At 65.4% G+C, this 20,476-nt stretch carries 18 protein-coding genes; 11 read left to right on the top strand and 7 right to left on the bottom strand.

Annotated features, from left to right (window positions below):
- The first annotated feature begins 152 nt into the window (after positions 1-152).
- Together quiC and AC0SZ7_RS14550 are read left to right on the top strand one after the other, a co-directional pair.
- Positions 153-2,063 (top strand): 3-dehydroshikimate dehydratase QuiC, encoded by a 1,911-nt coding sequence (quiC, locus tag AC0SZ7_RS14555; protein WP_475505049.1) that lies wholly within the window; start codon positions 153-155, stop codon positions 2,061-2,063.
- Positions 2,064-2,174: 111 nt separating this feature from the next.
- Entirely contained in the window at positions 2,175-2,846 is a 672-nt protein-coding gene (locus tag AC0SZ7_RS14550) for a TetR/AcrR family transcriptional regulator (RefSeq protein ID WP_475505048.1), read from the top strand.
- Here AC0SZ7_RS14550 and AC0SZ7_RS14545 read toward each other — a convergent pair.
- Genes AC0SZ7_RS14545 through AC0SZ7_RS14530 form a run of 4 tightly spaced genes read right to left on the bottom strand, consistent with a single transcriptional unit; the run spans position 2,773 to position 7,375 of the window.
- Positions 2,773-4,500, bottom strand: a complete 1,728-nt coding sequence (locus AC0SZ7_RS14545; RefSeq protein ID WP_475505047.1) for an FAD-dependent oxidoreductase — start codon at positions 4,498-4,500, stop codon at positions 2,773-2,775. The two genes, AC0SZ7_RS14550 and AC0SZ7_RS14545, sit on opposite strands and share 74 nt — an antisense overlap.
- A gap of 10 nt (positions 4,501-4,510) precedes the next feature.
- Positions 4,511-4,831, bottom strand: coding sequence for an NIPSNAP family protein (locus AC0SZ7_RS14540; protein ID WP_473004558.1), 321 nt, complete (start codon positions 4,829-4,831; stop codon positions 4,511-4,513).
- A gap of 2 nt (positions 4,832-4,833) precedes the next feature.
- Positions 4,834-6,555, bottom strand: a complete 1,722-nt coding sequence (locus AC0SZ7_RS14535; protein WP_475505046.1) for an FAD-dependent oxidoreductase — start codon at positions 6,553-6,555, stop codon at positions 4,834-4,836.
- A 10-nt stretch (positions 6,556-6,565) separates the two neighbouring features.
- On the bottom strand, positions 6,566-7,375 hold the full coding sequence (locus AC0SZ7_RS14530) for a shikimate dehydrogenase family protein (RefSeq protein ID WP_475505045.1): 810 nt from the start codon (positions 7,373-7,375) through the stop codon (positions 6,566-6,568).
- Positions 7,376-7,525: 150 nt separating this feature from the next.
- Here AC0SZ7_RS14530 and AC0SZ7_RS14525 point away from each other — a divergent pair, with 150 nt between their 5' ends.
- The gene (locus AC0SZ7_RS14525; RefSeq protein WP_475505044.1) at positions 7,526-8,293 is read left to right on the top strand and encodes an IclR family transcriptional regulator domain-containing protein; all 768 of its coding nucleotides are present in this window, start codon (positions 7,526-7,528) and stop codon (positions 8,291-8,293) included.
- A 149-nt stretch (positions 8,294-8,442) separates the two neighbouring features.
- Here AC0SZ7_RS14525 and AC0SZ7_RS14520 read toward each other — a convergent pair whose 3' ends face one another.
- Both AC0SZ7_RS14520 and aroQ read right to left on the bottom strand, forming a co-directional pair.
- Complete coding sequence (locus AC0SZ7_RS14520) at positions 8,443-9,297, bottom strand: shikimate dehydrogenase (protein WP_475505043.1); 855 nt, start codon at positions 9,295-9,297, stop codon at positions 8,443-8,445.
- Between the two features lie 5 nt (positions 9,298-9,302).
- Positions 9,303-9,749: a type II 3-dehydroquinate dehydratase gene (gene aroQ / locus AC0SZ7_RS14515; RefSeq protein ID WP_475505042.1), complete on the bottom strand. Its 447-nt coding sequence runs from the start codon at positions 9,747-9,749 to the stop codon at positions 9,303-9,305.
- A gap of 210 nt (positions 9,750-9,959) precedes the next feature.
- Between aroQ and AC0SZ7_RS14510 the strand changes: the two genes are divergently transcribed.
- From AC0SZ7_RS14510 to AC0SZ7_RS14480, 7 genes are all read left to right on the top strand, one after another.
- Positions 9,960-10,457, top strand: a complete 498-nt coding sequence (locus tag AC0SZ7_RS14510) for an RNA polymerase sigma factor (RefSeq protein ID WP_475505041.1) — start codon at positions 9,960-9,962, stop codon at positions 10,455-10,457.
- Between the two features lie 77 nt (positions 10,458-10,534).
- Entirely contained in the window at positions 10,535-10,723 is a 189-nt protein-coding gene (locus AC0SZ7_RS14505) for a FecR/PupR family sigma factor regulator (protein ID WP_475505040.1), read from the top strand.
- A 106-nt stretch (positions 10,724-10,829) separates the two neighbouring features.
- Positions 10,830-13,544, top strand: coding sequence for a TonB-dependent receptor (locus tag AC0SZ7_RS14500; RefSeq protein ID WP_475505039.1), 2,715 nt, complete (start codon positions 10,830-10,832; stop codon positions 13,542-13,544).
- A gap of 79 nt (positions 13,545-13,623) precedes the next feature.
- Entirely contained in the window at positions 13,624-14,253 is a 630-nt protein-coding gene (locus AC0SZ7_RS14495) for a heme acquisition protein HasA (protein WP_475505038.1), read from the top strand.
- Between the two features lie 177 nt (positions 14,254-14,430).
- The gene (locus tag AC0SZ7_RS14490) at positions 14,431-16,107 is read left to right on the top strand and encodes a type I secretion system permease/ATPase (protein ID WP_475505037.1); all 1,677 of its coding nucleotides are present in this window, start codon (positions 14,431-14,433) and stop codon (positions 16,105-16,107) included.
- Positions 16,104-17,363 carry an HlyD family type I secretion periplasmic adaptor subunit gene (locus AC0SZ7_RS14485; protein WP_475505036.1) on the top strand — a complete coding sequence of 420 codons (1,260 nt, stop codon included), beginning with the start codon at positions 16,104-16,106 and terminating at the stop codon, positions 17,361-17,363. The genes AC0SZ7_RS14490 and AC0SZ7_RS14485 overlap by 4 nt, the downstream gene beginning before the upstream one ends.
- Positions 17,363-18,670, top strand: coding sequence for a TolC family outer membrane protein (locus AC0SZ7_RS14480; protein WP_475505035.1), 1,308 nt, complete (start codon positions 17,363-17,365; stop codon positions 18,668-18,670). The genes AC0SZ7_RS14485 and AC0SZ7_RS14480 overlap by 1 nt, the downstream gene beginning before the upstream one ends.
- A gap of 89 nt (positions 18,671-18,759) precedes the next feature.
- Here the strand turns inward: AC0SZ7_RS14480 and AC0SZ7_RS14475 are convergent, their stop codons facing one another.
- Complete coding sequence (locus tag AC0SZ7_RS14475; RefSeq protein WP_475505034.1) at positions 18,760-19,653, bottom strand: LysR family transcriptional regulator; 894 nt, start codon at positions 19,651-19,653, stop codon at positions 18,760-18,762.
- A 162-nt stretch (positions 19,654-19,815) separates the two neighbouring features.
- Here AC0SZ7_RS14475 and AC0SZ7_RS14470 point away from each other — a divergent pair, with 162 nt between their 5' ends.
- Positions 19,816-20,460, top strand: coding sequence for a hydrolase (locus tag AC0SZ7_RS14470; RefSeq protein ID WP_475505033.1), 645 nt, complete (start codon positions 19,816-19,818; stop codon positions 20,458-20,460).
- Positions 20,461-20,476: the final 16 nt, after the last annotated feature.

The raw sequence follows: 20,476 nt of genomic DNA, 5'->3' as shown, positions 1-20,476 counted from the left end.
TGGTTCGTACGCGTCAAATTTGCGGTATAAATTAGCTTCCAAGAATTCTTTCAACCCGTTGCAGGCGCGCCTGACGCTCGCGACGGACACCGGTCAGCTGCCCAGATGCGCACCCGTGAAGTGCCCTGCCGGCGGCCCCATGGAGCTGAACCATGCATCGTTCGATTGCCACCGTCTCCCTGAGCGGTACCCTGCCGGAAAAACTCGAAGCCATCGCCGCGGCGGGTTTCGACGGCGTCGAGATTTTTGAAAACGACCTGCTCTACTACGACGGCAGCCCCCGTGAGATCCGCCAGATGTGCGCCGATCTGGGCATCGCCATCACCCTGTTCCAACCCTTCCGTGATTTCGAAGGCTGCCGCCGCGACCGTCTGGCCCGCAACCTCGACCGCGCCGAGCGCAAGTTCGACCTGATGCAGGAACTGGGCACCGACCTGGTGCTGGTATGCAGCAACGCCTCGGCCGACTCGGTGGGCGACCGCCAGATCCTGATCGACGACCTGCACCTGCTGGCCGAGCACGCCGGCAAGCGCAACCTGCGCATCGGCTACGAAGCCCTGGCGTGGGGCAAGCACGTCAACACCTACCAGCAAGTGTGGGACATCGTCAAAACCGCCGACCACCCCAACCTGGGCGTGCTGCTGGACAGCTTCCACACCCTGTCGCTGAAGGGTGACCCGGCGGCCATCGCCGACATTCCGGGCGACAAGATCTTCTTCGTGCAAATGGCCGACGCGCCCATCCTCAACATGGACGTGCTGGAGTGGAGCCGTCACTTCCGCTGCTTCCCGGGCCAGGGCGAGTTCGACCTGCCGGGCTTCCTGGCGCCTATCATCAAGTCGGGCTACACCGGCCCGCTGTCGCTGGAAATCTTCAACGACGGCTTCCGTGCCGCGCCGCCGCGTGCCAACGCCGCCGACGGCCTGCGCTCGCTGCTGTACCTGGAAGAGAAAACCCGCAAGCTGCTGGAAAAGGAAAGCACCCCGGTACCGAACCTGGACATCCTGTTCTCGCCGCCTGAAGCCGATCAGTACGATGGCGTCGAGTTCCTGGAGTTCGCCGTCGACGAAGCCCAGGGCGCCAAGCTGGGCCAGTGGCTGGAGCAACTGGGCTTCGCCAAGGCCGGCCAGCACAAGTCCAAGGCCGTGAGCCTGATGCGCCAGGGCGACATCAACCTGATCCTCAACTCCGAGCCGTACTCGTTCGCCCACAACTTCTTCGAGTCCCACGGCCCGTCGCTGTGCGCCACCGCCATCCGCGTGAAAGACAGCGCCAAGGCGCTGGAGCGCGCCGTGGCCTACAAGGGCCAGCCGTTCCGTGGCCTGGTAGGCCCCAACGAGCGTGAACTGGCCGCCGTGCGCGCCCCCGATGGCAGCCTGATCTACCTGGTGGACCAGGACGACCAGGGCCGTACCATCTACGACACCGACTTCAGCATCCAGGAGGTCAAGCCGAGCGCGCTGGGCCTCAAGCGCATCGACCACATGGCCATGGCGCTGCCGCCGGACAACCTCGACAACTGGACGCTGTTCTACAAGAGCCTGCTGGACTTCACCGCCGACGACGAAGTGGTGCTGCCCGACCCCTACGGCCTGGTGAAAAGCCGCGCCATCCGTAGCCGCGACAGCTCCATTCGCCTGCCGCTGAACATCTCGGAAAACCGCAACACGGCCATTTCCCACGCGCTGTCCACCTACCGTGGCTCGGGCGTGCACCACATTGCCTTCGACTGCGACGATATCTTCGCCGCCGTGACCAAGGCCAAGGAAGCCGGCCTGGCGCTGCTGGATATTCCGCTGAACTACTACGACGACCTGGCCGCGCGCTTCGATTTCGATGACGAATTCCTCAGCGAGCTGGCCTACTACAACGTGCTCTACGACCGTGATGCCAACGGCGGCGAGCTGTTCCACGTGTACACCGAACCCTTCGAAGACCGCTTCTTCTTCGAAATCATCCAGCGTCGCAATGGTTATGCCGGCTATGGCGCGGCTAACGTGGCGGTGCGCCTGGCGGCCATGGCCAAGGCGCGTAGCAAGGGTGTCCGTCACGCCAAACTGTAACCATTTGTAGATAACTGCAAGCCTTTGGTTGTATACCGGGGCTTGCAGGCTTCCTTCGCCGCGCTGGCCGCTCCATAATTGCCGCTGTTTAACGATGGCCGTGAGCCCAGAATGACAACAATGACAGAACGCTCCGTGGACACCGCCGAAGCGCAACCACGCAAGAGCCGCAAGAACAACCCCGAGAAAACCCGCGAGAACATTCTCCAGGCGGCAATCGCCGAGTTTGTCCAGCAGGGCCTGGCGGGTGCACGGGTAGACGCCATTGCCGAGCGCACGCAAACCTCCAAGCGCATGATCTACTACTACTTCGGCAGCAAGGAGCAGTTGTACGTCGAGGTGCTGGAAAAACTCTACGGCGACATCCGCAGCACCGAGGTGGACCTGCACCTGGGTGAGCTGGAGCCGAAGGAAGGTATCCGCCGCCTGGTGGAATTCACCTTCGACCACCACGACCGCAACGTCGATTTCGTCCGCATCGTCTGTAACGAAAACATGCACAAAGGCGAGTACATCAAGCAATCCTCGGCGATTCGCGCGATGAACAAGACCGTGTTGCATGCCCTGGACGAAGTGCTGGAACGCGGTGCCAAGGCTGGGCTGTTCCGTCAGGGGCTGGCCGCACTGGACGTGCACCTGCTGATCAGCTCGTTTTGCTTCTACCGCGTGTCCAACAAGCACACCTTCGGCGAGATCTTCCAGATCGACTTCAGCGAGGAAGCACACAAGGTGCGTCATCGCGAGATGATCGTCGAGACGGTGCTGCGCTTCCTGCAACCCTGACCTCCGGCTGCGCCAGGTCGAGGCCGGTGATGTGGCCGAAGGTCAGCGCCGGCCCCAGGGTGATGCCGCCACTGGGGTAGTGGCCGCCCATGATGCTGGCCATGTCGTTGCCCACCGCATACAGCCCCTCGATGACCTGCCCCTGTGCGCCCAGCACGCGGGCACGGGCGTCGGTGGCCAGGCCCGTGAAGGTGCCCAGGCTACCGGGTTCCAACTTCACCGCATAAAACGGCCCACGGCCCAGCTCGCCCAGCGACGGGTTGGGGCCGTGCAGCGCTTCCCCCTGGGCGCGGTTGTAGGCTGAGGCGCCGCGCTGGAAGGCTGGGTCGCAGCCTTCGCGGGCGCCGGCATTGAAGTTATCCACAGTGCGCTGCAGTTGCTGCGCATCGATGCCACAGCGCCCGGCCAGCTCTGCCAGGGTGCGGCCCTTGAGCAAATACCCTTCACGCCGTAGCCGGCGGTTCAGGAATGGGAACGGCCGCGCCGCGCCCAGGCCGTAGCGGCGCTGGGCCTTGTGGTCGCAGATCAGCCAGCAGTGCGGCGCGCGCGGGTTGGGCGCTTGAGCGAACAGCGCCTGCATGAAGTCGTGGTAGCAATCGGCTTCGTTGGTGAACCGCTGGCCGTTGTCGAGCACGGCGATGAAGCCGGGCTTGGCACGGTCCAGCAGGTGTGGAAAAGCGCCGCTGTGGGTCTTGGACACCGGTGCCCAGGCTGCCGCGTGGGCCAGCGGCGGGATTGTGCCGCCAGCCTGTTCGCCCAGGCGCAGGCCGTCGCCGGTGTTTTCCAGCGGTGCTGCCGACAGGTGGTTGGCATGCCCGAACGTCGCCGCGATGCGCGTGGCGTCATGGGCAAACCCGCCCGCCGCCAGCACCACGCCACGCCGCGCACGCACCTGCCCGTCGGGCAACCGCGCGCCGGTTACCCGCGTGCCGTCGTACAGCAGCCCAAGCGCGGGTGCCGCGGTGCGCACCTGCACCCCAAGGTCCAGGGCACTGCGCAGCAGCCGCGCCACCAGCGCATTGCCGTTCACCAGGTGCAGGCCGCGCCCGTGCAGCAACCGGTCACGCCAGTGCCGCAGCAGCCGCCCCGCCACGTAGATCGCCGAGCGCGGCGAGCGCGTGGCGTTGAAGAAATGCGCCAGGTCGGCGCCCCCGGCGATGCCCATGCCGCCCAGGCTGATCAGCTCCAGCGGCGGCCGCAGCCTGGGCAACCAATCGCCCAACAGCCGGCCATCGAACGGTTGCGCACACAGTGAGCGGCCGCCGCTGGCAGCGCCGGGGCCGGCGTGCATGTCAGGCATGCGGCTGCCGGAATAAAACTGCACCTGGGTATGGCGCTGGAAGAATTCGACCATCATCGGCCCGTGGCGCAGGTAGGCTTGAAGACGCTCGTCCAGCACCTCGGTGTGCAATTGCTGGCGCAGGTAGGCTTCCACCGCGCCGGGCGCTTCCACCTGCCCGTCGGCCACGGCCAGCGGGTTGCCAGGCACCCACAGCCAGCCGCCGGACCAGGCGCTGGTGCCGCCTAGCTGGTGATGCTTCTCGGCGACGATCACCTTGAGGCCAGCATGGGCGGCGGTCACGGCAGCGGCCAGGCCTGCAGCCCCCGAGCCGATGACCAGTACGTCGCAGTCAAAATTGTCGGAGGCGTTCATGGCAGGCCCTTTATTTAAGCGGCGAGAACGCGGTCGGCCGCATCATCCGCGACTCCAGCTTCACCACCGCGTCCAGCTCCTTGTTCTTGCGGCTGAACTCCATCCAGCGGCTGTCGGCGGCCATGGCGGTGCGGCGGGCCATGCGGTCGTCCAGGCTTTCCCAGGCCCAGATATGCACCACCTGGTTCACATCGCCGATCTCGGTGGTGAAGAAACCCACCAGTTGGCCCAGGTGCTCGGTCTGCACCGCCAGCGCGTCGCTCTGGTACAGCGCCAGCCAGTCGGCCAGCTTGGTGGGTTTGAGGGTGTAGGTGCGCAGTTCGTAGAACATGGTCAAGCCTCGAGTGGGGTGGTGTGGCCGGTGCGCAGGCGTGCGGCGGCGTGGGTAGCGGCGATGTAGCCGAAGGTCAGGCCCGGGCCGATGGTGATGCCGGGGCCGGGGTAGGTACCGTCCATGATCGAATTCATGTCATTGCCGGCGGCGTACAGCCCGGCGATGGGTTGGCCGTGCAGGTTGAGGACGTTGGCGTTGGCGTCGGTGACCAGCCCGCGCGCCGAGCCCAGGTCGCCGGTTTCCACGCGGATGGCGTACCAGGGCGCGCGGGTCAGCGGCGCCAGGCATGGGTTGGGGCTATGGTGCGGGTCGCCCAGCGAACGGTTGTAGCTGTTGCCGCCCTTGGCGAACGCGGTATCGGTACCGGTCAGGGCGTCGGCGTTGTGCTGGCGCAAGGTGGCGGCAAGGCCGGCGGGGTCGATGCCGATCTGTTGTGCCAGCTGCTCGGCGCTGTCGGCACGGTGCAGGTAGCCGGCGTCAATCAAGGCGCTGTTATCCACAGGGCGAGGGCGCGCCAGGCCCATGCCGTAGGCATTCATGGCCTGGGCATCGGCGATCAACCAGCACGGCGCGTTGCCGTCCTGCTGCATGGCCTGGACGAAGTGGTGGTACGAGTTGGCCTCGTTGACGAAGCGCAGGCCGTGGCGGTTCACGGCGATGATGCCGGGCTTGGCGCGGTCGGTGACCAGGTGCGGGAAGCGCTCGGTGTCGCCATTGGCACAGCGCAGTTGCGACACCGGCGCCCAGAAGAAGTCCGCCGCCAGGCCTTCGCCCAAACGTGCGCCCACGGCACTGGCCAGCGCCAGGCTGTCGCCGCTGTTGCTGGCGGGCGACATGGTCAGGTGCCCGGGGCCGGTGGCGGGGCGGCGTTGGCTGGCGTCGGCGGCTGCGGCAAAGCCACCGGCCGCGCATACCACGCCGGCACGGGCCTGCACCCGCAGATCCTGACCGTTGTAGCGAATCACCAGGCCTGTCACCGCGCCAGCGTTGGTCACCAGCTGGGTGGCCTGGGCCTTGAGCCACAGCTGCACACCCTTGTCGAAGGCGGTGGTGGCCAGCCGTGCGATCAGCGCGTTGCCCACCGTAAGCCGGGTGCCACGGTCATGGCCGAGGCGGTCGCGAGCATAGCGCGCCATCAGTTTCAGGCAATGCCACAGCGAGCGTGGCGAGCGGCGGAAGCTGAGGAAATGCTGGATGTCCACGCGGTTCACCATCATGCCGCCGAACAGCAGCATGCCCGGCGTGGGCTTGCGCAGGTGTTTGAACGCCGGGCCCAGGCGGCGGCCGTCGTATTCCACCATCTCCAGCGCCCGGCCGGTGTCGGTGGCACCCGGTTCGTCCGGGTAATAATCGGGTGAGAAGGGCCGCAGGGCGTATTTCAGTTCGCTGTGTTGTTCCAGGTAGCGCAGGGCTTCAGCGCCGCGTTCTATGTAGGCGTCGATCAATTCGGCGCGGTAGCCGGGGCCGATGGTGCGCGCAAGGTAGGTGCGCACCGCTTCGGCGCTGTCCGGTACGCCAGCGGCACGCGCCTGGTCGGTGCCGTGCACCCACACCGCGCCGCCAGAGATCGCCGAGGTGCCGCCGAAGGTCTCGGCCTTTTCCACCAGCAGCACGCTCAGGCCACGGCAGGCGGCAGTGGTGGCGGCGGCGAAACCGGCGGCGCCGCTGCCCAGCACCACCAGGTCGAAGGCGTGAGTCCAGGGTTGTACAGCTGCGTTCATGGCTGGCTCCTCAGGCGTCTTCGGGCGTCACGCCCATGAAGGCGCCGAGGTTGCCCATCTGCGCGCGGGCCATCTCCGGGCCGGTCTGGATGCGGCAACCCTGGGCGCGTGCCTGGGCCAGCAGCGGGGTAATCTGCGGCGAGGTGACCACGTCGGCGACCAGCGCGTTGCCCTGCAAGGTGGCCAACTGCTCGGCGGGCAACGGCATCTGCCCGGTGTCGCCCATGCCGACCGGCGTGGCGTTCACCACCAGGTCGAAGGCGCTCAGGTCAGTGTAGGTCGCCTTCACATCCAACTTCGGAAAGGCCTTGTGCAATATCCCGCGCAGGGCCTCGACCTGGGCGGCGCGCACATCGGCGACCACCAGCTGCGCCAGGCCGGCTTCGGCCAGCGCGTAGGCAATGGCCGCACCGACGCCACCGGCGCCCACCACCAGCGCACGCTTGCCGGCGGCCTGGAAGCCGTGGGCCGCGGCGGCCTTGAGGAAGCCGGTGCCGTCCAGGTGGTCGCCCACCAGGCGGCCGTCGGCCTCGCGGCGGATCACGTTGGCCATGCCCAGCGCGGCGGCGCGTTCGGTCAGGGCGTCGAGCAGCGGTGCCACGGCCTGTTTGTATGGCACGGTCACCACGCAACCGCGCAGGTTGTGCCAGCCGCGCAGGGTGTGGATGAAGGCGGGCAGCGCGTCGGCGCCCATGTCCACCGGCAGCATGGCGATATCGCGGTCGTTGTCGGCGAACCAGCGGTTGAAGTTTTCCGGGGATTTAACCTGGGCGATGGGCGTGCCGAGAATGGCCACCAGCTGCGTCGAGCCGCGAATCATGTCGATCTCCTGGACCGTTGCCTGTTGTTGTCAGGCCATGGTGCGGCGGGTGGGGCAGGGCGACAACGCGGTAGAACGCGGTTTCGGTTGTTAATCGCGGGCTCACTGCGATAATCGCACTACCTGCCGATAATTCCTCCTGGGGCCGTGATGAAGCAACCGACCATTCATGAGCGTGACCTGATTGCCGGGCTGCAGAAGGGCCTGGCGTTGATGCAGCTGTTCAGCGAAGACCACCCGCGCCTTACCGTGCCGCTGGCGGCCAGCCTGTCGGGCCTGACCCAGAGCGCGGCGCGGCGTTTCCTGCTAACACTGGTGCACGAGCGCTTCGTCGAAACCGACGGCCGCCACTACTGGCTCACCGCGAAGGCGCTGCGCATCGGCCAGGCCTACGTCGACTCGGCGCAACTGCCGCGCATGCTGCGGCCCATCGTCGAGCAAGTGGCCCGCACCACTCAGGAGCATGTCTCGGTGGGCGTGCGCGACGGCGATGACATCATCCACGTGGTGCGCAGCCGCTACAGCCACGTTTCATCGCTGTCGATTCGCCCCGGGTCGCGCTTGCCGCTGTACTGCACGGCCAGTGGCCGGGTGTGGCTGGCAGCGCTGCCGGCCGAGGAGTTGCGGGCGTACCTTGAGGGTGTGGAATTGCGCGCGCTGACGCCTTACACCCGCACCAGCGTGGCGGCGTTGCAGGAAGAGTTGGCGCGGGTGCGCGAGCAGGGTTTCTGCTGCGTGGATCAGGAATACGAGGTGGGCATGGCGGTGTTGAGCGTGCCGCTGCGCGACCGCAAGGGGGAGTTGAAGGCGAGCCTGTCGATTACTACCCAAGTGGCCCGGTTGAGCACCCAGGCCATGCAGCAGCGCTACCTGCCGGCGCTGTACGAGGCCCAGGCGCTGCTGCGGCCGGTGTTGTGAGGCTGGACGCGGGGGGGGGGGGGGGGGGCGGCGGGGGGGGGGGGGGGGGGGCGCGGGCGCCGCGGGGGGGGGGGGGGGGGGGGGCGCGGCGGCGCGGGGCTGTTGTTGTTTTTGTGCCGCCCCCCCCCCCCCCCCCCGCGTCAGGGGGGTTACATGCTGTTGAAGTGCGCCGTCATGCGGTCTGCATCCGGCACGATACCGCTGAACAGTTCAAACGCTTTCACCGCCTGGAACACCGCCATGGTGCCGCCGTCCAGGGTGCGTGCGCCCAAGGCGCGCGCGGTGCGCAGCAGTTCGGTTTCCAACGGGAAGTAGACGATCTCGGCTACCCACAGGTCCTTGCGCAGCAGCTCGGCCGGCACTGGCATGCCCGGCAGCTTGACCATGCCCATGGGCGTGGTGTTGACCAGGCCGTCGGCCTCGTTCACGGCGGCGGCCAGGTCGCTGCCGGCACGGGCGCGGTTGCCCGGGAAGTGCTGGTTGAGGTTGTCGGCCAGGTCCTGGGCGCGGCTGGCGTCCACGTCGAAGATGGTCAGCTGCTGCACGCCTTCGATCAGCAGCGCGTGGGCCACGGCCGCACCGGCGCCACCGGCACCCATCTGCACCACGCGCTCGCGCGCGGCGCCGTCCATGCCACGGCGGAAACCTTCGGCAAAGCCCAGGCAGTCGGTGTTGTGGCCGACGCGCTTGCCGTCCTTGAGTACCACGGTATTTACCGCGCCAATGCCACGGGCTTCAGGCGACAGGTCGTCGAGCAGCGGGATGATCGCCTGCTTGCACGGGAAGGTGATGTTCAGGCCGGTGTAGGCCATGCGCTGGGCGGCGGTCAGCAGTTCTTCCAGGTGGCTGGTGTCGAGCTTCAGCTGGTCCAGGTCGATCAGGCGGTACAGGTAGCCGATGTCCTGGGCGGCGCCTTCGCGCTCGTGCAGGGCAGGGGTGCGGGAGGCCTGGATGCCAGCGCCAATCAGGCCGGCCAGTACGCTGGTTTTCTTGTTCTGGGACATGCGAGTTAACCCTTGTTGTTCAACAGGTGGCCGACGTGTTCAAGCGCCAACCGATAGCCATGGGTGCCAAAGCCACACAGCACCGCCACGGCCATGCCGGAGATGTAACTGTGGTGGCGGAACGTTTCGCGCGCGTGCACGTTGCTGATGTGCACCTCGATCACCGGCAGCTCGCTGGCGGTCAGGGCATCGCGAATGGCAATGGAGGTGTGGGTCCAGGCACCCGGGTTGATCACGATCGCTGCGCAGCGGCCGCGGGCCTGGTGAATCCAGTCGATGGCTTCGCCTTCATGGTTGCTCTGGCGGAACTCGACCACAAGGTCGCGTTCTTCGGCAGTGCGGGCACACAGGGCAGAGACGTCGGCCAGGGTTTCGCGGCCATAGGTGGCGGGCTCGCGGGTGCCGAGCATATTGAGATTAGGGCCGTTGAGCACCAGTACGGTACGGCTCATGGGGGACTCTCCCTTGTTATTTTTGGTGTGAGACTTTGAAGCAGGGTGCCTATAAATTGTACTAACCAGTTAATTTGGTCAAATTAATTTGTGCCTGTGAATGTCTCGCTAGACAAACCGACACAATTCAACATGGCGTTACGTTTGATCCTCATTCGCGATAAGCCCTAAGATGCCGCCCTCACGCGTCACTCTCCAGGGAATCGGTTGTTGTCGGATACGGAACTCTCGGGCCTCTATCTCGGCCATGCCCGGGCCCTGCGCGGCTACCTCACCCAGCGCCTGGGTGACCCGCAGTTGGCCGCCGACCTGGTGCAGGACGCCTACGTGCGGCTGGTCGAGCAGCACTGCCAGGGCGGCAGGCCATGCCCGTCCCCGGCCTACCTTTACCGCACCGCCCGCAACCTGCTGGTGGACCACTTGCGCCAGCAGCAACGGCGCAACACTCAGCCGCTGACGCCTGAACTGATCGCCACCCTGGAAGCCCCCGACGCCTGTGTAGAAATTCGCGCCATGGCCGCGCAGCAGCGCCAGGCCCTGCGCGAAGCCATGGCGGCCTTGCCGCCGCGCACCCGCGAAGTGCTGCAACTGAACCGCCTGGAAGGCCTGACCCACGCCGAAGTGGCACGGCGGATGGAAATTTCCGACAGCTGTGTGCAGAAGCATCTGGCAAAAGGACTCGCCATAATCATGCAGCGTTTGCAGTAGGACTGTGGGAAATGCCCTACGACAAATGTAGGGCGACAGTGGCATAGTCAGGCTTTCGCCTACCAACGAGCCTTGCCGTGAAACCAGCGCCACTGCCCCCGCACCTGATCGAAACCGCCGCCCGGTGGCTGGTCCGCCAACAGGCCGGTGAACTGAGCCTGAGCGAGCAGGCCGAATTGGCCCGATGGCTGGCCCAGGACCCCCGGCATGCACAAGCCCTGGCGTTTGCACAGCAGACCTGGGCGGCGTTAAGCGCGCTGGATTAGCCCACGCCGCGCCTGATACAAATTAATTTACTGAGTTTTCCCCGCTGCAGCGTCTTGCTACCGAGATTCATTCTCATCACAAGATACTGCCAACAAGGGAAACTCAATGTCTGTAACCCACCGCAAGGCAACCCCGGCTACGCGCCGGCTCGCGCTTGCCATCCACATGGGCTTGTTCACGTTGCTGGCCGGGGAAGGGCTGGCGTACGCGGATGAGCGCCGGGGCGCCAGCGCCCAGTCCCGCACACTGACCTTCGACATCCCCGAACAGCCGCTCAAGCAGGCCGTGGCGCAGTTCGCCCAGCGCGCCGGCCTCACGCTGCTGTACGACAACCGCCTGCTGGCCGGCCTGCGCAGCACGGCACTGAAGGGCAGCTACACCCCCGAGGCGGCGCTGGAGCGGATCATCAGCGGCCACCCGCTGATACTGCGCCACGGCGAAAACGGCCACATCAGTCTTGTGCCGCGCCCCGGCGCCGTCGACGGTGGCGCGCTGGAACTGGACATGATCGACATCAGTGCCGACGCCGCCAACCCCGCCCAGGTTGGCGACTGGGTGTACCACGAGCCGCGCGGCGTCTCGCACATCAGCCGCCGCATGATCGACAACCGCCCGCCGCGCCACAGCGCCGACATGCTTGAGGAGAGCACCGGCGTCTACACCGCCGTCAACCAGCGCGACCCCGGCCTGTCGGTGAACATCCGCGGCGTCCAGGACTACGGTCGCGTGAACATGAACATCGACGGCATGCGCCAGAACTTCAACGTCAGCGGCCACCAGCAGCGTAACGGCGTGATCCTGGTGGACCCGGAAATGGTGGCGGGCGTCGATATCGAAAAAGGCACCCAGGCCGGCCAGGGTGGCGCAGGGGTACTGGGCGGCATCGCCACCTTCCGTACGTTCCAGGCCAGTGATTTCCTGCAGGACGGCAAGGACGTCGGCGGCCGCGTGCGGGTGGGCCACGGGATTGGCAAGTTGGGCAATGGCACGCACTTCAACGGTAGTGGAGTGTTGGCGATTGGTGATGAGCGCGGGGATATCTTGCTGGGAGTGAGTGAGCGGCGGTTCGGGGATTATCGGGCGGGGAATAATAATGATCGGCGGTTGGGGGAGCAGATCGGCGGCCGGGATTACTCCGAGGCGACATTTCGCGAGTGGCTGGACTCGGATGTTGACTTCATGGATGGGGCCAACCGTTCGCAGATGTTCAAGTTTGGCCTGAACCTGCCCAATGATCAGCGTATTCAGGCGAGCTATTTACGCATCAGTGCCGATGGCGCTAATGCCGGCCCATTGTTGGAGAAGACGTTCGAAGGGTATGCCCGTATCAGTCGGGACCGGATGAATGTCCAGAATTACGCACTTGACTACAGCTACCAACCCGACAACCCATTGGTGGACGTGAAGGCCAAACTTTACTTCGTTGATACCCGCCTCGCGCGGTGGAGCCGGGGGCATGAAGCATCGGAAGACTCGGGTAACGCCATTGCGCCGTTTGATTCGCTATACCGGACTTCGACGTGGGGAATGCAGGTGCAGAACGTGGCGCGGTTTGATCACGGTGATCAAGGGCAGTCGCGATGGACGATGGGTGGTGAGATTTTTCATGACAGCTTCAGGCCGCAAACAGACTTCAAGGCCGCGAAAAATCAGGACACCACTCCTTTTATCATTGGGGCCACCCCCCATGGAGATCGCACCATGGCAAGCCTATTTAGCCGTGTACAGTACGATTTCGGCGGTTGGTTGACCGCGGATGGTGGATTCCGCTACGACCAATACCGCACTTATGGAGAGTCGCAAGCAACGATTTACGAGTTTCCGCCGGTAGGGTTTCATCATTATCACAAGCGCCCGGTCGAGCATCGTTACAACGTCGACGTTAGTGCCGGGCGCTGGTCACCCAATTTTGGCCTTGGCATCAAGCCTGGGGTCGAATGGGCACAGTTTTACGCAAGTTGGGGCAAAGGATGGCGGCCTCCCAGCGTAAGCGAAATGTTTATGTCTGGAAGCCCCCACTCTCGCGGTGGTGGCGGCTTGCTATTTCCTAATTCCACACTTGAACCGGAATCGTCGACGAATTGGGAGTTTGGCTTGAATGTGTTCAAGCGTTCAATGTTGCTAGCCGGTGATCGCTTTGCGATGAAAGTTAATTACTTTGATACCCGTATCGATAATATGATGTTTTTGATGCTTGATGTGGTCCCGCCGCGGTCTGATCCATATGAGCATGCTAAGCTGGCGAATGTAAATAATCTGAAACAAGTTAGGTATCGCGGACTGGAGTATCAGCTTGATTACGATATTGAACGGGCTTATGCTAACTTCACTTACACAAGAATGATTGGGCAAAATACTTTCTGCGGTCGTAAAAACTATATGGGTGGAGCGACCAAGGTAATCTGGGGGCCACGCAATGCGAAAGACTTGTTTTTGGATGACGCTGTAGGTAATGCAGAGGTTAGCTGTAATTACATTGTTGGGAATGCAACTTATACACCTGCTGACAAAGGCTCTCTCACGCTGGGTGCCAGGTTTCTGGAGCGAAAACTTGACGTGGGAATTAGGGCGAGATACAGCGCTGGTTATGGAAAAGACCTTGATAAAAGCGCGTATCGACAACGCTTTGACATTGCCGCCTGGCCGTCCTATATCGCCTACGATCTATATGGAAGTTATGCTGTAAACAAAGAAGTTAGCGTGTTTCTTTCGCTGGAAAACGCAACGGATGAAGCTTACTTTGTTCCCAAGGCTGACTTTGAAAATCTTGCGATCGCCAAGGGGCGCACGCTGACGGGTACTTTGCAATACGTTTTTTGATGTCTAGTGAGGTGTACGACTTTGCCCTATTCAGGGCGAGAAGTGGCGGCTTTATCCGCCGATAATGAGAGTGAACTATATGAGCGTTTCTGTTAGCTATAAAACCGAGTTGGGCTCCGTCAAAATCAGTGACTACCTCCAGACGTGGGAGACTGGCTTTGTCACTGCCGGGCATGGCGCTGGGGCAACGGGTGGGTTCAACACTGCAGGTATTCTCCCTCCTACCACCGGGGAGCAATACGCAACGCCTAGCAAGGTCTCCAATTACGCCATGATCGCTGAGAGCGAAACTTCGGGCGGACTAAATTATGTATTCAAGCTTCTGGGTGGCTCAAGCTCCAACATGAATCACTACCTGTGGGGCACTTTGGACAACGTTGAACTCGGCCAAAAACTAACCGGTGGCAAAGGCACCAACTTCTCCCTCGCCGAAAACAACGTCTCCTTCAACGGTCTCGACCTCTCCGCCCCGGAAGGCGCAGGCCGCGCCGGCAACCCCGTGCATGAAGTCGTCTACGGCCTCATGAAGGGCAACGCCGACCCGCTGGAGGCAACCCTCAACAAATTGCTCTCGGAATACAACCTGTCCACCGCCGCCACCTTCGACCAGGTAGCTGCCGCAGCACCGGTAGCCGCGCCTGTCGCCCTGCCGAACCTGGTGGTGGCGGGGGCAGAGCAATCCTGGTGGGACTGGGCCCTTGCTGCCTAAACCGCAGGCGTAAAAAAGCGAGTGGAAGATTGCTCTCCCACCCGCTCCGCTGACACAGCGCTGTGACCCGAGTTCTCTAGGCCAGGGTCATGGCGCTCCTGAATTGTGGGGAACGCCGGGCGTGCCGTCAACGCCGCTCGGCGGGCTTCTGTGGATATCTTGCAAGGAACCCTCTGAATGTACCGCTCTGGCAATGAATTGCGCAGTGCGCTGGCGGCTGCCCGGCGTTCGCTGGTGGACATCGGTGTGTTTTCCGCGGTGGTCAACCTGCTGATGCTGGCGCCGGCGTTGTACATGCTGCAGGTGTATGACCGGGTGCTGGCCTCGGGCAATGAAATGACCCTGCTGATGTTGACCCTGATGGTGCTGGGCCTGTTGGCGCTGATGTGCACGCTGGACTGGCTGCGCGGGGTGCTGGTGATTCGCCTCGGCGCGCAGTTGGAGCTGGGTTTGCAGGCGCGCGTGCATGATGCCGCCCACGCCGCGCAGTTGCGCAGCGGCCATGGCGCGGCGGGGCAGGCGTTGGCGGACTTGGCGTGCCTGCGGCAGTTCGCCAGCGGCACGGCGCTGTTCGCGTTGTTCGATGCGCCGTGGTTTCCGCTGTTCCTGTGGGTGCTGTTCGTGTTTCACCCGGCGCTGGGCGGGTTGGCGCTGGGCGGCGCGGTGGTGCTGGTGCTGCTGGCGTGGCTCAACGAGCGGCTGTGCGGCGGGTTCCAGGCGCGTGCCGGGCAGTTGGCCCAGGCGGCTACCCAGCAGGCCACGGCCCATTTGGCCAACGCCGAGGCGGTGCAGGCCATGGGCATGCTCGACGCCCTGCGTGGCCGTTGGCAGGTGCAGCAACAGGGTTTCCTGACCTTGTACGGGGTGGCCAGCGAGCGCTCGGCGGCGGTGGGCGCCTGGGCCAAGGGCATCCGCCTGGCGCTGCAGTCGCTGGTGCTGGGGCTGGGGGCGTGGCTGGCGGTGCAGCAGCAAATCAGCCCGGGCATGATGATCGCCGGTTCCATCCTGATGGGGCGGGTGCTGGGGCCTATCGATCAGTTGATCGGCGCCTGGAAGCAATGGGGGCCGGCCCGCGATGCCTACCAGCGGCTGGTGGCCTTGCTGCAGGCGCATCCGCCGGCCGACGACCCACTGCGCTTGCCGGCGCCCAAGGGGGCGCTGGCGTTGCAGGGTGTTGACGCGGGGCCGCCGGGCCGCGCGCAGCCGACCTTGCACGGGCTGGAGTTGCAGCTGCCGGCAGGCAGCGTGCTGGGGGTGATCGGCCCTTCCGGCAGCGGCAAGTCGACCCTGGCGCGGGTGCTGGTGGGGGTGTGGCAGCCCCTGGCTGGCCAGGTGCGGCTGGACAGCGCCGAACTTGGCCAGTGGCCGCCGCGGCAGTTGGGCCCGCAGGTCGGCTACCTGCCGCAGGACATTCAGCTGTTTGCCGGCACCGTGGCGGAAAACATCGCCCGCTTCGGCCCTGCCAATGCTGACAAGGTGCTGGCTGCCGCGGCCCTGGCTGGCGTGCATGAACTGGTACTGCAATGGCCCCAGGGCTACGACACCCACCTGGGGGAGGGCGGCGCCGGGCTGTCCGGCGGGCAGAAACAGCGCATCGCCCTGGCGCGGGCGCTTTATGGGCTGCCGGCATTGATCGTGCTGGACGAGCCCAACGCCAACCTCGACGAGGCGGGCGAGCGGGCATTGCTGGCGGCCATCGACCGCCTGAAGGCGCTGCAGCGCACGGTGATCCTGATTACCCATCGTGCCAACGTGCTCAGCCGCGTCGATCACTTGTTGATCCTGCGCGATGGCCACCTGCACCGCTTCGGCCCCGCCGCCACGGTGCTGGCCGAACAGGGGGTGGCGGCATGAGCCGGCCGAGGGATGACCGCGCGGCGGCGCGCCTGGGCTGGACGGTGCTGCTGCTGGGCGTGGGCGGCTTCTTCGCCTGGGCCATGTGGGCGCCGCTGGACCAGGGCGTGGCGGTGGCCGGGCACCTCACCGTGGTAGGCCAGCGCCAGACCGTGCAGCACGCCAGCGGCGGGGTGCTGGAAAGTATCCTGGTTAGCGACGGCCAGCCGGTGGAGGCGGGGCAGCCACTGTTGCGCCTGCGCCAGCCGCTGCTGCAAAGCCAGGTGCGCAGCCTGCGCAGTCAATGGCAGGCTGCGGCGGCGCAAGGTGCGCGCCTGGCCGCCGAACAGCAGGAGCAGGAGCCGGTGTTTCCCCTAAGCTTGAGCCCGGAGGCCATGGCGCTACAGCGCGAGATTCACGCCAGCCGCGCCGCCAGCCTCAATAGCGAGCGGGCTGCCATGCAGGCGGCCATTCAGGGCAGCGAGGCGCAACTGCGTGGGCTAAAGGCTTCCTTGCACAGCCTGCGCGCCCAGCAAACCAGCCTGGAGACGCAACTGGCCAGCTTGCGCCGCCTGGGTGCCGAAGGGCATGTCAGCCGCCACAGGGTGCTGGCGGACGAGCGCCAGTTGGCGCAGCTGACTGCCGGCATCAGCGTCGATGAGGGGCGCGCGGGGCTGTTGCAGCGGCAAGTTGATGAACAGCGCCTGCGGCTGCAGCACCTGACCCAGGCCTTCCGCCGCGATGCCGGCAGCCAGCTGGCCGACACCCGCCAACAGGCTGAAGAACTGCGCCACCGGTTGGCCGTGGCCGAACAGGAGTTGGCCGCCAGCACCTTGAAAGCGCCGGTGGCCGGGCGCGTCAGCGGCTTGCAGGTGAGCACCCTGGGCGAAGTGGTGGCCCCGGGGCAGGTGCTGCTGGAGATTGTGCCGGCCGGCAAACCCTTGCAGGTGGAGGCGCGGCTGCCGGTGGACATGGTCGACAAGGTACGCCCGGGCCTGCCGGTGGAACTGCTGTTCCCGGCCTTCAACCAGAGCACCACGCCGCGCGTGGCCGGGCGGGTGACCCTGGTGGGCGCCGACCGCCAACAGGATGAGCGCAACGGTGAGCCCTACTACCTGCTGCGCGCCGAAGTCACCGGCCGCGCGCAGTTGGCCGGGCTGACCCTGCAACCGGGCATGCCGGTGCAGGCCTTCGTGCGCACCGGTGAGCGCTCGCTGCTCAATTACCTGCTGAAGCCGCTGCGCGACCGCAGCCATCTCGCGCTGGTGGAGGAATAATGAAACCTGTGTTGCTGCTTCTTGCCTCACTAACCTTCGCCAGCAACGCCCAGGCCCTGGGCCTGCTGGACGCCTACGAGCTGGCCCGGCGCAACGACCCGGCCTGGCAGGCGGCGGGCGCGGCGCGCGATGCCGGCCTTGAACAGCGGGCCATCGGCCGCGCCGCGCTGTTGCCGACGTTGAGCTGGGGCTACACCCAGTCGCGCATCCAGTCACAGGTCAGCCAGGGCAGCCAGCGCCAGCAGCGTGACTACCGCAGCCACGCCGCCACCCTCAGCCTGCAACAGCCACTGCTGGATTTCGACGCCCTGGCGCGCTTCCGCCAGGGGGATGCCCAGGCGCACCTGGCCCAGGCCCAGTGGCAGGGCCAGCAGCAGGCGCTGCGGGTGCGGGTGGTGCGCCTGTACAGCAACGCGCTGCTGGCGGCGCGGCGTACGCAGCTGAGCCGCGAGCGCAAGCACGCCCTGGGTGAGCGGCTGGCGCTGAACCGCAGCCTGTTCGCGGATGGCGTTGGCACCCACACCGACGTGCTGGAGACCGAAGCGCGGCTGAACCTGGCGCTGGCCGAGGAGATCGAGGCGCTGGACGCCCAGGACAGCGCCGCGCGCGAGTTGCAGGCGCTGCTGGGGCAGCCGCCGGCGCAATTGCAGGCGCTGGCCGAAGAAATCCACCTGCCCCCGTTGCAGCCCGCAGCCTTCGAGGCCTGGCAGCAGCTGGCGGTGAGCCGCAACCCCGAGCTGCTGGCGCGGCGTCGCGGCCTGGACGTTGCCGAGCAGGAGGTGCAGCGCCAGCGCGCCGGGCATCTGCCCAAGCTGAGCCTGTTCGCCAGCAACCGCCAGTCGCAGTCGGATTCGGAAAACAGTTACCAACAGGCCTTCGATACCAACACCATCGGCCTGCAACTCAACGTGCCACTGTTTGCCGGCGGCGGCGTCAGCGCTGCCACGCGCCAGGCGGCCAACCGCCTGGCCCAGGCCCAGCACGAGTTGGACGGCCAAGCCCAGGCTACCTTCAACAGCCTGCGCCGCCACTACAACGCCACCCGCAGCGGCGCCGCGCGGGTGCACGCCTACCGCCTGGCCGCCAGCAGCGCCGAAGCGCAGGTGCACGCCACGCGGCGCAGCCACCAGGGCGGCGAGCGCATCAACCTCGACGTGCTGGACGCCGAGCAGCAGCTGTACCGCGCACGCCTGGAACTGCGTGAAGCGCAGCATGGCTGGTTGCTGGCGTCGGTAGAGCTGAGGGCTGCCGCCGGGGTGCTTGACGAGGAAGACATGCGCCAGGTGGCCAGCCATTTTCGCGAGTAGGCCCGGGTTCTTGTGGGAGCTGGCTTGCCAGCCAGCTGTTGGGGCCATAAAAGCTCGCTGGCAAGCCCGCTCCCACAAGACAGTTGCTGCTACGGGTGCGCGGGGGCCAGGTGCGCCACCATGAACTCGATGAATGCGCGGGTCTTCTGCGGCACGCGCCGCGCCGTGGGGTATACCGCGTTGATGCTGATGGCTGGCGCCTGCCACTCGCACATCACCGCCACCAGGCGCCCCGCCACCAGCGCTTCCTCGACGATGAACGAAGGCAGCAAGGCGATGCCCATGCCGCCCTCGGCAGCGGTGGCCAGCAGGTCGCCGTTGTTGGCGTGCAGCGGGCCGGTGACGTGCACGCGCTGGGTCTCGCGGCCGTTACTCAACTGCAGGCTGACGCCGCTTTGCAGGTAGCCATAGTTCAGGCACTGGTGGCTGGTGAGGTCGCGTGGTTCCTGCGGGGTGCCGTGGCGCTCAAGGTAGCCAGGTGAGGCCACCAGCACCCGTGGCGCCGGGGCCAGTTGCTTGGCCACCATGCTCGAGTCGCCCAGGCTGGCGATGCGGACGGTCACGTCGAAACCACCGCGCACCGGGTCCACCTGCTGGTCGCTGAGCACCAGTTGCAGCTCGATCTGCGGGTGCTGTTCATGGAACAACGGAATCAGCGGCCCCAGCTTGCGCAAGCCAAACGACATGGGCGCGTTCACCCGCAGCACCCCGCGGGCCTCGCCCAGGCCGCTGCGTGCGCGTTGCTCGGCTTCATCCACCGACGCCAGCACTTCGCGCACTGCTTCGTAGTACTCGGCGCCGGCCTCGGTCAGGTGCAGGCTGCGGGTGGTGCGTTGCAGCAACTGCACGCCCAGGTCTTCTTCCAGCGCCTGGATCTGCTTGCTGATTTTCGAGCGCGGCACGTCCATGGCACGGGCGGCAGCGGCGAAGCCGTTCTCGTTGACGGTGGTGACAAACGCACGCATGGCGTCGATACGGTCCATCGGTGTCCCCAAATTGGAATCAATGATTCTCGATTTTAGGGAATTGTCTCGGATATTGCACGCGCATACATTAGCACCAAGCCAGACGCACACAGCGCCCAACGAAGGGAACAGCGTCAGCCACCTCAAACCTGATTATCGACATCTGAAAAGGAATACACCATGTCCATCCGCGAACTGCTGAACCCAACCAACGCCGCCCTGATCCTGATCGACCACCAGCCGCAAATGGCCTTCGGCGTGCAGTCCATCGACCGCCAGACCCTGAAGAACAACACCGTGGGCCTGGCCAAGGCGGCCAAGATCTTCAACGTGCCGACTATCTACACCTCGGTGGAAACCGAAAGCTTCAGCGGCTTCATCTGGCCCGAACTGCTGGGTGTGAACCCAGGCCAGAAGCCGATCGAGCGCACGTCGATGAACAGCTGGGAAGACGCCAGGTTCGTGGAAGCGGTAAAGGCCACCGGCCGCAAGAAGCTGATCATCGCCGCGCTGTGGACCGAAGTGTGCCTGACCTTCCCGGCGCTGGAAGCCATGGCCGAGGGCTATGAGGTGTACATCGTCACCGACGCCAGCGGTGGCACCACCCAGGAAGCCCACGACATGTCGGTGCAGCGCATGGTCCAGGCCGGCGCGGTACCGGTCACCTGGCAGCAAGTGCTGCTCGAATTCCAGCGCGACTGGGCGCACAAGGACACCTACGACGCAGTCATGGGCCTGGTGCGCGAGCACAGCGGCGCCTACGGCATGGGCGTCGACTACGCCTACACCATGGTGCACAAGGCCCCGCAACGCCAGGTCAACTAAGCTCAGCGCCCGGGGC

This window comes from Pseudomonas sp. JC1203, from assembly GCF_056175065.1.
Note: the sequence above shows the minus strand (reverse complement) of the source record. Positions and strands in the feature narration are given on the sequence as shown.